This window comes from Mordavella massiliensis (genome assembly GCF_016902415.1).
GTDB lineage: Bacteria > Bacillota > Clostridia > Lachnospirales > Lachnospiraceae > Merdimonas > Merdimonas faecigallinarum.
In genome coordinates this window covers 1-13,569 of record NZ_JACJLV010000050.1, presented here as the reverse complement: position 1 = coordinate 13,569, position 13,569 = coordinate 1, and the positions used below count along the sequence as shown (strand labels likewise).

The window sequence follows — 13,569 nt, the reverse complement described above, 5'->3', positions numbered from 1 at the left end:
TCCCTAGATATGCTGTGCGTGACTGCTTGTTTATACAAGATGTAGCGGTCACGTCCCGCGAGGGACGTGTGAGTAGAAATCGGTTTTCGGATGATGCAGACCATTTTTATAAAGTCACGTCCCGCGAGGGACGTGTGAGTAGAAATAGTGGGAAGATCGGGGATCTGACACAGCTTGACACCGTCACGTCCCGCGAGGGACGTGTGAGTAGAAATCCGAAAAATCAATTACCCTTTTCTCCCGGATGTCGTCACGTCCCGCGAGGGACGTGTGAGTAGAAATGTATTTTGCCTGCGCTTCATTTGATTTCACGAGGTCACGTCCCGCGAGGGACGTGTGAGTAGAAATGATGGGATCGAAAGGAGGCTAAGCGAAGCGAAGCGTCACGTCCCGCGAGGGACGTGTGAGTAGAAATCCGTCATCTGCATGTTGCCCGTGTCGAGATTCCAGTCACGTCCCGCGAGGGACGTGTGAGTAGAAATCTTGCCGTTTAGCAAGACCTTGTAGTCCCAGATGCGTCACGTCCCGCGAGGGACGTGTGAGTAGAAATTGGGGATATCGGTATCACACGATACTACACGGCTGTCACGTCCCGCGAGGGACGTGTGAGTAGAAATTTTAGATGCGTCCACTTCTGCTACGCAGATTTCGTCACGTCCCGCGAGGGACGTGTGAGTAGAAATGTTTATGGCTGCCACAAGATTTGATTTTGCGACAGTCACGTCCCGCGAGGGACGTGTGAGTAGAAATGTCGATCAGATCAACAAGACCTTCCTGCGCGAGCCGTCACGTCCCGCGAGGGACGTGTGAGTAGAAATTTCCGCATCCGAATAATCTTTGCTTTGAATATCTGTCACGTCCCGCGAGGGACGTGTGAGTAGAAATCTTTGGACACCCACAGTTTCTTTTCGGCATCCCAGTCACGTCCCGCGAGGGACGTGTGAGTAGAAATGGCTCTCTCGATGTGAAATCACAGGCCGGAACAGGTCACGTCCCGCGAGGGACGTGTGAGTAGAAATGAAAAACCTAGGTTATTCCACGCAGGAGACAAAGGTCACGTCCCGCGAGGGACGTGTGAGTAGAAATTCCGTATACACCCTGCATCACGTCCACGGCGAGGGTCACGTCCCGCGAGGGACGTGTGAGTAGAAATTGGAAGATGGGAGACAATACCGCATTGTAATGAGAGTCACGTCCCGCGAGGGACGTGTGAGTAGAAATCGCTGTCGTCAATAACCGCACCGGGTTCCGGTAAGTCACGTCCCGCGAGGGACGTGTGAGTAGAAATATAATATCAAAATCAATAATATTAAAAATAAGGCGGTCACGTCCCGCGAGGGACGTGTGAGTAGAAATTCAAATTTAACAGGGAAATTTACAGTAACCGCGTCGTCACGTCCCGCGAGGGACGTGTGAGTAGAAATGGCTGATGGGTTTTCAGAGGACGAGCTGATGACGTCACGTCCCGCGAGGGACGTGTGAGTAGAAATTCTCCTACACCGCCAGAAACCCCGGTGCAGGAAGTGTCACGTCCCGCGAGGGACGTGTGAGTAGAAATCACCGGTCAGCGTTCTAACCCTTACGCGGTTCAGTCACGTCCCGCGAGGGACGTGTGAGTAGAAATAGCGGTTATGCAAAAATTAATGATGCCACACCAAGTCACGTCCCGCGAGGGACGTGTGAGTAGAAATCCCGACACTCTTCCACGGTTCCGACCTTGCGGTAGTCACGTCCCGCGAGGGACGTGTGAGTAGAAATCCGTGACGCCTAACTCTTTCACCATCCCGGCGGGGTCACGTCCCGCGAGGGACGTGTGAGTAGAAATGATACCATGATGTCCGGAAGCAAATATTCCGGGCGTCACGTCCCGCGAGGGACGTGTGAGTAGAAATTTCCGGGTAGACAAGGCGATACAGACCGACACGAGTCACGTCCCGCGAGGGACGTGTGAGTAGAAATAACGATGGAGGCGTAGGAGTCGGATGTGGCTGCTTTGTCACGTCCCGCGAGGGACGTGTGAGTAGAAATCCTTGTATTGGTTCGTCCTGCAGGCGGTTATGTAAGTCACGTCCCGCGAGGGACGTGTGAGTAGAAATTCCCCTGGATCTGGTACTTAAAATCCCCATACAGTGTCACGTCCCGCGAGGGACGTGTGAGTAGAAATCCACCAAACGCAAGAGACGGAAAAGCGCTGTGTAGTCACGTCCCGCGAGGGACGTGTGAGTAGAAATGGTTTGGAAAGGAGCAGAAACATGAATAAAAGAGTCACGTCCCGCGAGGGACGTGTGAGTAGAAATCTAAGATTTGTCAAGAACGCTTTTACGTCCTCTCTTGTCACGTCCCGCGAGGGACGTGTGAGTAGAAATACATGTTATGACCGGTTCCGGGTAACTCAGATTGTCACGTCCCGCGAGGGACGTGTGAGTAGAAATCGGATCGTTCAGGTCAAAGCGGACGGATTGCGAGGTCACGTCCCGCGAGGGACGTGTGAGTAGAAATATAAGTGTGAGCATGGCAACGCACAATCAGATTGTCACGTCCCGCGAGGGACGTGTGAGTAGAAATCCGCAACAGCATCCTTCTCCTCGCAATCCGTCCGGTCACGTCCCGCGAGGGACGTGTGAGTAGAAATGAACCATTCTGCACCTGACTGGACGGCCGCCGCGTCACGTCCCGCGAGGGACGTGTGAGTAGAAATTGTGGTAAGGTTTTTACCGTAATCGAAGAGCGAAGTCACGTCCCGCGAGGGACGTGTGAGTAGAAATGATTAAGTGCGCTCTCTGCGATCGTTGGAATATGGTCACGTCCCGCGAGGGACGTGTGAGTAGAAATTATCGCAAGTGCGATAATATTCCGATTGTCATCAGTCACGTCCCGCGAGGGACGTGTGAGTAGAAATTATATGATTTAATAATTTCACTCATGTTTTTCTCCGTCACGTCCCGCGAGGGACGTGTGAGTAGAAATAGCAAGATTCTGGTAGGTCGTGCCGTATTTTTTCGTCACGTCCCGCGAGGGACGTGTGAGTAGAAATAGACAGATCATGCTTAGTCGCCAGATTGAGCAGAGTCACGTCCCGCGAGGGACGTGTGAGTAGAAATTATCCAAATCCCCGGGGCTTTACGGCTCCGGGGGTCACGTCCCGCGAGGGACGTGTGAGTAGAAATCCTGATGCACACCGAAGGTCTGGAACAGGCGAAGGTCACGTCCCGCGAGGGACGTGTGAGTAGAAATGCAAAATAACATCTTGATGTATAACCGGGAGCTTGGGTCACGTCCCGCGAGGGACGTGTGAGTAGAAATAACGATGGAGGCGTAGGAGTCGGATGTGGCTGCGTCACGTCCCGCGAGGGACGTGTGAGTAGAAATTGGCACAATGGACTGTATGGGGATTTTAAGTACCAGTCACGTCCCGCGAGGGACGTGTGAGTAGAAATGTTTTTTTCGGGTGTTCAGTTGACCACCTTTCTAGTCACGTCCCGCGAGGGACGTGTGAGTAGAAATCGGTCATGTTCCAGCCTTTCACGAGGCCGTTCTGGTCACGTCCCGCGAGGGACGTGTGAGTAGAAATGGAATTGACAGCGAGCGTGTTTCGGAAATCGCAAAGTCACGTCCCGCGAGGGACGTGTGAGTAGAAATTGTATATCGCCAAGAGAAAAGAAACGATAGCTGAAGTCACGTCCCGCGAGGGACGTGTGAGTAGAAATTTTGATTTGAGGAGGTTTGTGAGTTTCTTTCGTGTCACGTCCCGCGAGGGACGTGTGAGTAGAAATGTACACGGATGGCGTTCGTCCCGTTTTCAAAATGTCACGTCCCGCGAGGGACGTGTGAGTAGAAATTCCTGGTTATATGGCGCAAGTTCTCTCCATGCAAGTCACGTCCCGCGAGGGACGTGTGAGTAGAAATTGAACAGTTTGGCAGACTGCGTATCGAGAAACCTGTCACGTCCCGCGAGGGACGTGTGAGTAGAAATTGACCTGAACGAACCAGAGAACCGCATCTTGTGGTCACGTCCCGCGAGGGACGTGTGAGTAGAAATCGTTGATGATGGTCGTTATCATCGAAATCGTATTGTCACGTCCCGCGAGGGACGTGTGAGTAGAAATCCTGCATGTTTTTTCCGTATCGGACTTCCAGACCGGTCACGTCCCGCGAGGGACGTGTGAGTAGAAATTGCGTATTTGTTGATGTTCTCGGAGTCAACCCACGGGTCACGTCCCGCGAGGGACGTGTGAGTAGAAATATTGCGCAGGGGTGTGGTTACAAAAATTATTTTGTCACGTCCCGCGAGGGACGTGTGAGTAGAAATATCACATTCACCGCTACCGGTGATGTGGTGGCAAAGTCACGTCCCGCGAGGGACGTGTGAGTAGAAATGCTGACCCACTGGCCAATCTCATCATCGTAAATGTCACGTCCCGCGAGGGACGTGTGAGTAGAAATCGCTGTATTTAATCCTACATTTTGCAGACATGTGGTCACGTCCCGCGAGGGACGTGTGAGTAGAAATTTTGAATAAACCGGACTCATGGCAGGACGTATACCGTCACGTCCCGCGAGGGACGTGTGAGTAGAAATTTACACCATTTCCACGTGCTACGGACAACCCGTTGTCACGTCCCGCGAGGGACGTGTGAGTAGAAATTCCACAAAATTTTCTACAATCGAGCGGATTTCATGTCACGTCCCGCGAGGGACGTGTGAGTAGAAATTTGTTCAAAGATGATGAAAAAAGAAGATAAAAAGGTCACGTCCCGCGAGGGACGTGTGAGTAGAAATGTTGTGGATCGCACGGGTCATATGTGCCGGTCAAAGTCACGTCCCGCGAGGGACGTGTGAGTAGAAATTATTCCGGTGGAAGAGGGGGAGAACGGTCTACCAGTCACGTCCCGCGAGGGACGTGTGAGTAGAAATTTTGAATAAACCGGACTCATGGCAGGACGTATACGTCACGTCCCGCGAGGGACGTGTGAGTAGAAATGCGAAATGTATTGATGATTACTGTGAGGACGGTGGTCACGTCCCGCGAGGGACGTGTGAGTAGAAATTTCGTAGCTGTCGCACTCGCCGGATTCCGACATAGCGTCACGTCCCGCGAGGGACGTGTGAGTAGAAATCGCTCTTGACAGTGTAAACAGTAGCGGAAGAAGTGTCACGTCCCGCGAGGGACGTGTGAGTAGAAATTGTATTCCTCGGTGTGTTCCAAATCCACCATGCTGGTCACGTCCCGCGAGGGACGTGTGAGTAGAAATTCATTGATAATAACCGTGTAGTTGTCGAACAGAAGTCACGTCCCGCGAGGGACGTGTGAGTAGAAATGTTATCAACACAAACAATGATGTTTTGTTGACTGTCACGTCCCGCGAGGGACGTGTGAGTAGAAATTCACTTTTTCTCCATCTACAACAACAGCTTTCCAGTCACGTCCCGCGAGGGACGTGTGAGTAGAAATTTTTCATCCGGTGTGGCAATTTCGCTATCCGATAGTCACGTCCCGCGAGGGACGTGTGAGTAGAAATGTCATCGTAGAAGAAAATAGCACTGATTACGATAGTCACGTCCCGCGAGGGACGTGTGAGTAGAAATTAAAACCGTCAGACCTAATATTTTTTCGTTCTCGTCACGTCCCGCGAGGGACGTGTGAGTAGAAATCAAACAGAATCGCTCGAACATCCTGTTTCTGCGCGTCACGTCCCGCGAGGGACGTGTGAGTAGAAATTGCTTAGATTGGGAGAAAAATCAAAACTCCCAGTGGTCACGTCCCGCGAGGGACGTGTGAGTAGAAATGATTGCATTGATTCTGCAATCTACGCCCTAAAAGGTCACGTCCCGCGAGGGACGTGTGAGTAGAAATGGACGGAGAAGCGTCCGGATGGGCGTTTTCCGATGGTCACGTCCCGCGAGGGACGTGTGAGTAGAAATTTCTTCGTGTACAGCCCCCACAAATCCAATTCCGTCACGTCCCGCGAGGGACGTGTGAGTAGAAATGTTATCAACACAAACGATGATGTTTTGTTGACTGGTCACGTCCCGCGAGGGACGTGTGAGTAGAAATTTCCGCACATGTCGCATATTTTCTTTGTAGCCAGTCACGTCCCGCGAGGGACGTGTGAGTAGAAATATTTCCTTACCGGTTTTATCAAAAATTCTGTCAAGTCACGTCCCGCGAGGGACGTGTGAGTAGAAATGAGGGTAATTTTGACCAAGAAAGCATGGGATCTGCGTCACGTCCCGCGAGGGACGTGTGAGTAGAAATGTAACGGTTCCGAAAAGTATTGTGACGCAAAACTGTCACGTCCCGCGAGGGACGTGTGAGTAGAAATCGCCTTCGTCTATGCATACACCTACGGCAACGCGGGTCACGTCCCGCGAGGGACGTGTGAGTAGAAATGATATCATGATGTCCGGAAGCAAATATTCCGGGCGTCACGTCCCGCGAGGGACGTGTGAGTAGAAATCTTTCAAGTTCGTGTGCTGCTCTTAATGTCGTTCGTCACGTCCCGCGAGGGACGTGTGAGTAGAAATTACTGCATCCATCATCATTCCTCGCTTTCTTCCCGTCACGTCCCGCGAGGGACGTGTGAGTAGAAATATCGCTTATTCGCCCATTTCTGGAGTGCTGTTACGTCACGTCCCGCGAGGGACGTGTGAGTAGAAATTGTCACGTTTCAGGATCGCTTTCCCACCACAGAGTCACGTCCCGCGAGGGACGTGTGAGTAGAAATACATTCGGATATAGTCCACGGTTAAAATTCTCTGGTCACGTCCCGCGAGGGACGTGTGAGTAGAAATGTCGGGAAACTGGCAAAGGTTCTGTGTATGAGCAGTCACGTCCCGCGAGGGACGTGTGAGTAGAAATGCATAAGCCTTGGCTTTTTCCTGTTTTCTCGGGGTCACGTCCCGCGAGGGACGTGTGAGTAGAAATCTGCATGATGTAGGATTGCCCGTGTCGTTTTGCTGTCACGTCCCGCGAGGGACGTGTGAGTAGAAATTTTTTATACGCGCATTGGCGGCGAACCCGGACGCGTCACGTCCCGCGAGGGACGTGTGAGTAGAAATCCAAGCCGTAGTTACCGCCCACTCTCTCATTGATAGTCACGTCCCGCGAGGGACGTGTGAGTAGAAATCTCCAGACCGGACGAAGGGCCATTGCGAGACTAGTCACGTCCCGCGAGGGACGTGTGAGTAGAAATCCTTGTACTGGTTCGTCCTGCAGGCGGTTATGTAGTCACGTCCCGCGAGGGACGTGTGAGTAGAAATCACTTCCTGCCGTGGTTGATCCGTAATCACAAGGTCACGTCCCGCGAGGGACGTGTGAGTAGAAATATGGCAAGTACCCCATGTTTCGCAGTGCTTTCAGTCACGTCCCGCGAGGGACGTGTGAGTAGAAATCCAATTCCAAAGGTAGAAGAACAGAAAGAAGAAGTCACGTCCCGCGAGGGACGTGTGAGTAGAAATATATACATTGCCAGATGTAGGGATAGAGAAAACGTCACGTCCCGCGAGGGACGTGTGAGTAGAAATTGCAAAGTTAAATAAATCGATGGTACAATCTATGTGTCACGTCCCGCGAGGGACGTGTGAGTAGAAATTTTATCAATTGTTTCTCTCCTTTCTTAGATTCCGGTCACGTCCCGCGAGGGACGTGTGAGTAGAAATTGCCGTGTTAGCATCCATAGCCGCCTGTAGAACTGTCACGTCCCGCGAGGGACGTGTGAGTAGAAATTGGTTGGATGGGTTGAAACGATGGCAGATAGGACGTCACGTCCCGCGAGGGACGTGTGAGTAGAAATATATATGTCTAAGCGATATAATCAGTTGCCAAGCGGTCACGTCCCGCGAGGGACGTGTGAGTAGAAATAACACTGTTCTCTTTTCCGGCCATCCGGCTTTTCGTCACGTCCCGCGAGGGACGTGTGAGTAGAAATCCAGAGTGTTCGGTTGTCTATTGTCCAGTTCTGCGTCACGTCCCGCGAGGGACGTGTGAGTAGAAATGAGTAAGTAGATTGCCCCGAAGCCTGGCTGTCGTTGTCACGTCCCGCGAGGGACGTGTGAGTAGAAATGGCTTGCATCGCCGTGTAGTACCGGTTGATTCCGTCACGTCCCGCGAGGGACGTGTGAGTAGAAATTGATCCGGAGCAGGAGGATCAACCTCAGCAGCCGTCACGTCCCGCGAGGGACGTGTGAGTAGAAATTCCACGGAATACGGTGTTGTCCTGGATGAACTGTACATGTCACGTCCCGCGAGGGACGTGTGAGTAGAAATTTTTGGTTTTGACATCAAAGCTATGGAGGAAAGCTGGTCACGTCCCGCGAGGGACGTGTGAGTAGAAATTTGGCATTGTGTATTTCTTTTCTGAATTATCAAAGTCACGTCCCGCGAGGGACGTGTGAGTAGAAATTGTAATCGAGACGGACTCATATGTGTTGATGACGTCACGTCCCGCGAGGGACGTGTGAGTAGAAATCCGGATAGCAGGAAACGTTGCGGTCACTGCCCTGCGTCACGTCCCGCGAGGGACGTGTGAGTAGAAATTTTGGAAAGCAGGCGCAAATTACGGCTGGAGTTACGTCACGTCCCGCGAGGGACGTGTGAGTAGAAATTTCTCAACATGCATACCAGATATCCCATCATCGTCACGTCCCGCGAGGGACGTGTGAGTAGAAATCTGTCTGCATATGCATTTGCACTGCCCGACTCGCAGTCACGTCCCGCGAGGGACGTGTGAGTAGAAATTGTTCAAAATGTTTTTGTAGGAGGGAGAGAATAGTCACGTCCCGCGAGGGACGTGTGAGTAGAAATAAAATCTGTAGCGTACAGTAACCGTCCTGCGTCGTCACGTCCCGCGAGGGACGTGTGAGTAGAAATTTCACGAGTCAAAAAGTATATACCGCCGTGATCGGTCACGTCCCGCGAGGGACGTGTGAGTAGAAATCAAGTTCATCAGTTTCACTGATTTCTCGTCATAGTCACGTCCCGCGAGGGACGTGTGAGTAGAAATTATAAAGGCCTTCGTCGTAGCATCCATACGTGGTCACGTCCCGCGAGGGACGTGTGAGTAGAAATAAGAATTGCTCACCAAGCACTCGATTCTCTCGCATCGTCACGTCCCGCGAGGGACGTGTGAGTAGAAATTCTTGTAAACCTGTGATATGGAATTGGAAAACCGTCACGTCCCGCGAGGGACGTGTGAGTAGAAATTGGAAAATGCAAGAACAGAAAGAAAGATACGCTGATGTCACGTCCCGCGAGGGACGTGTGAGTAGAAATGTCAATGATTTGTCTGGCGTTTGTGGGATTCCTGTCACGTCCCGCGAGGGACGTGTGAGTAGAAATCCCAGTCATCCTCGTCCTCTTCTTCCGGTGCCGGGGTCACGTCCCGCGAGGGACGTGTGAGTAGAAATGACGGGATCCGGCTTCAGGACATAGACCGCATACGTCACGTCCCGCGAGGGACGTGTGAGTAGAAATCCTGCCCTGCTAACATAGCCGCATACTGGGCTTGGTCACGTCCCGCGAGGGACGTGTGAGTAGAAATCAAACTCTCCGTTGTCATATGCTTCGAGCATTGCGTCACGTCCCGCGAGGGACGTGTGAGTAGAAATCATAACATCTGCTTCATTCTTCCGGTAAAACTTTGTCACGTCCCGCGAGGGACGTGTGAGTAGAAATTTAACAGGGCAATCCGTTTTGCAGAGGAAGGAAGTCACGTCCCGCGAGGGACGTGTGAGTAGAAATACCAACATACAAAACAAACATACAAGGGAATGGGTCACGTCCCGCGAGGGACGTGTGAGTAGAAATGTTAATGTACGCCTCGACAGCCGGAAAAATCTTAGTCACGTCCCGCGAGGGACGTGTGAGTAGAAATGAGATTAATGGACTAGGGCCGAGGTCAAGGGAAGGTCACGTCCCGCGAGGGACGTGTGAGTAGAAATTGGTTAAAGGAAGAGTCAAACGAAGACCCGTATATGTCACGTCCCGCGAGGGACGTGTGAGTAGAAATGACAATGGAGACCAGTTCCGGATTGTCATGCGCGTCACGTCCCGCGAGGGACGTGTGAGTAGAAATCGGATTGGTACAACATTGGTTGGCGTGCAAAGAGTCACGTCCCGCGAGGGACGTGTGAGTAGAAATAATGATAGCGCACACGTAGCGACAAATCTTGATGCCGTCACGTCCCGCGAGGGACGTGTGAGTAGAAATACCGATTGCAACAGCCAGAGGTGCAGCTGCTCCGTCACGTCCCGCGAGGGACGTGTGAGTAGAAATCATCTGTAGGCTCTCCGTATTTGTTTGTTTTCTTGTCACGTCCCGCGAGGGACGTGTGAGTAGAAATAGGTTTATGGCCGTGATTGAGTTGCCGGACAATGGTCACGTCCCGCGAGGGACGTGTGAGTAGAAATACAAAGTAGCAGTGGTTATGGTGAAAGAACATATTGTCACGTCCCGCGAGGGACGTGTGAGTAGAAATGGAACAAGTGCAAACACCGGGTTACAGATGGCTGACGTCACGTCCCGCGAGGAACGTGTGAGTAGAAATACCTGTGTTCATCCCGTCACAGCACCTTAGAGGAGTCACGTCCCGCGAGGGACGTGTGAGTAGAAATTCAGACGAAACATCTCTTTCTGAAAGAGAAATAAGTCACGTCCCGCGAGGGACGTGTGAGTAGAAATAGTTTCCCTATGATTCCGAGAACCGGCGATAGCGTCACGTCCCGCGAGGGACGTGTGAGTAGAAATGGAAAACTGCTGGCACAGAAACCGCAGACAACTGTCACGTCCCGCGAGGGACGTGTGAGTAGAAATGGTACATTCTGGTTTGGAACAACGCCGGAAGAGTGTCACGTCCCGCGAGGGACGTGTGAGTAGAAATAGAGACCGAGGTAGAATCGGCAAAAATCCTATGTCGTCACGTCCCGCGAGGGACGTGTGAGTAGAAATTTATGTGAGGATATGCTTTTGCCCTTCCTCCCTGTCACGTCCCGCGAGGGACGTGTGAGTAGAAATTGATGTTATGGATACGAAAAGTTACAGACTAATGGTCACGTCCCGCGAGGGACGTGTGAGTAGAAAATTCTAAGCCTTGTTGTATTGTAACCAGCTTCTTGTCACGTCCCGCGAGGGACGTGTGAGTAGAAATTGTGGTAATCGTCGAAAGAGGTTCTGCCAGTTCCGTCACGTCCCGCGAGGGACGTGTGAGTAGAAATCTGATATTCCCGTACATCTTCAGCAGCTTTCTTCCCGTCACGTCCCGCGAGGGACGTGTGAGTAGAAATGTTTTTGTTCTTCCATATAAGTACCCTCCCAGCCGTCACGTCCCGCGAGGGACGTGTGAGTAGAAATCGCATTGGCGATGGGTTCTCTCTTTGCCGTTTGGGTCACGTCCCGCGAGGGACGTGTGAGTAGAAATTGATTGTTTTACTAAATGGAAAAAGAACGAAACAGTCACGTCCCGCGAGGGACGTGTGAGTAGAAATCAAAAAGCTCATATCTGATCCGGTCGTCCAATAAGTCACGTCCCGCGAGGGACGTGTGAGTAGAAATCAATCACAGTTTGGAAACTTCGCACAGCAGATCGTCACGTCCCGCGAGGGACGTGTGAGTAGAAATCCTTGCGCTAATTATATCCCGAAATTTTGAAATTGTCACGTCCCGCGAGGGACGTGTGAGTAGAAATGATAATCGTTTCCAAGGACAGAAAAGTTGTTTCTGTCACGTTCCGCGAGGGACGCATGAGTTGAAATCAGACACTGGTGGTTGCGATTGGCGCCAGTTTTGGGGCATGTCCCATGAGGAACGTGCGAGTAGAAAACACTTCTGTAAGCGGTGGTGGATTTTATGCAAGAAAAAATTTATTTGATTTATGATGCCCAGGATGTAAGGAATTCTAAATAAAATATTATTACTTGTAGCGATATAAGATTAATTTTTTAGAAAGGAGCCATTATGCCTACGAGCCACACCCCCATAATCATCCCTTTCCCCGATTTCCAAAAGCTCAAAGAGGAAATCGAGAAACTTCGGACAGAGTTATCTATGCTTGTGCTGGAGCGGGACGAGCTCCGGTTCGTTATCTGCAAAAATATTGAGATGGAATATATGCTGAAGATTGGAGGCCTTGAATATCAGGCGTATGAAGCAGAATGCACTTTCCTGCGATTGAAGCGAAAGGTCGAACTGATCCAGGCGAAAAAGAACCGGCAGGAGAAGGTGATCCTTTCGGTCATTGAAGATGCGCTTGATCATGAATTTCTCGAATACCAAAAACGTCTCGATGAGCAGATGGACAAAATGAATGATGCATTGGAGCGTAGCAAGGCGGAGCCGTTGTCTGAGGAGGAAAGCAGAGAATTAAAAATACTTTACCGCAAGGTTGTAAAAGCACTGCATCCTGACATGAATCCGGAAATCACCGATGCGCAGGCGAGGCTATTTGATCAGGCGGTTTCTGCGTATAAAAATGGTGATCTTCCAGCCATGAGGGTCATCAATGAAATGGTTGGCAGCGGTCCGGTTTTGACGGATCAGGAAAATATGGCAGTAAAGCTTTCAAAAGAAAAAGATAGGTTAAATTCTCTCCTGGAACGAGTGAGAAAGGAAATTGAGAAGATTAAGACAGAGTATCCTTATACTATGAAAGAGTTCCTTGAGGATTCAGAGAAACTGGAGCGCAGGCGGGAGGAATTGGAAAAGATTCTGGAGCAATATCAGGAGCTGGCTACATTTTACAGGACAAAAATAGAAGAAATGCTGAGGTGACGGTAAGTGGATGAACTGAATAAAGCGGGGAAAAGCGGGCTGGTAAGTCTGCTCCACGGGAAGAATGGGGAAATATCCATCCCTAAACCATTTGAAAGGGATATATTTTTATTTGATACATATGTGGCAGGGACCTCGCATATTGAGGGCATGGAAGAATTAGAACCGCATTTGCAAACTGGTGACAGGCTGGATTTCTTCAGAGAGCCTGATAATCAGTATGATGCCCAGGCGATTGTGATCAAAACCGCTGACGGCGTGAAGATTGGCTATGTACCCAGACAGGATAACGTGATCTTTGCCCGGTTGATGGATGCCGGCAAGCTTCTTTTCGGCAGGATTTCAGAAAAAGAGAAAAAAAGAAAATGGGTGAAGATTTCCATTGACATTTTTCTTCATGAATAGAAGTGAGTCTTGAATTTAAAGGAGGGATTTACATGAAACACAACCAGGATTGGGATTCTATGAAACACACAGCATTCAGCTATTCATTTACGCCCAAGGAATTTTATTTTTTCCTTTTCAAAAAGCCCAAATGCCCCAAATGTGGAGAAAAGCTGATCCGGAAAAAGGAGTTTTTCTCAACAAAAGGCAAGATACCGGGAACTTTTACGATGGAGCTTGCGTCTGTAAAGGATGACAAGGTGAAATATTACTATTACACGTACACCTGCCCCAGATGTGGAGAAAAATATACCATCAGCGAACTGGCGAACAGCCGGCAATAACTGGCCTGTACGCCATAAACAAAACTGGACATTTCAATAAAGCCAGATCGGAGTTATGATAAGGATAAGATGAAGTG

At 50.7% G+C, this 13,569-nt stretch carries 3 protein-coding genes and 1 CRISPR repeat array; all 3 genes read left to right on the top strand.

The features are described from left to right. Window positions 1-47 precede the first annotated feature (47 nt). A CRISPR array of direct repeats spans window positions 48-11,749; the repeat unit is 33 nt; unit sequence GTCACGTCCCGCGAGGGACGTGTGAGTAGAAAT. Between the two features lie 292 nt (window positions 11,750-12,041). From H6A13_RS11325 to H6A13_RS11315, 3 genes are read left to right on the top strand one after another with little or no spacing between them, the layout of a single operon-like run. After that, the gene (locus H6A13_RS11325) at window positions 12,042-12,764 is read left to right on the top strand and encodes a coiled-coil domain-containing protein (RefSeq protein WP_204909675.1); all 723 of its coding nucleotides are present in this window, start codon (window positions 12,042-12,044) and stop codon (window positions 12,762-12,764) included. A gap of 6 nt (window positions 12,765-12,770) precedes the next feature. Then, window positions 12,771-13,169, top strand: coding sequence for an HIRAN domain-containing protein (locus H6A13_RS11320; protein ID WP_204909674.1), 399 nt, complete (start codon window positions 12,771-12,773; stop codon window positions 13,167-13,169). 32 nt (window positions 13,170-13,201) lie between these two features. Next, a complete protein-coding gene (locus H6A13_RS11315; RefSeq protein WP_204909673.1) occupies window positions 13,202-13,492 on the top strand; it encodes a hypothetical protein in 291 nt (96 codons plus the stop codon). The last annotated feature ends 77 nt before the right edge of the window (window positions 13,493-13,569 follow it).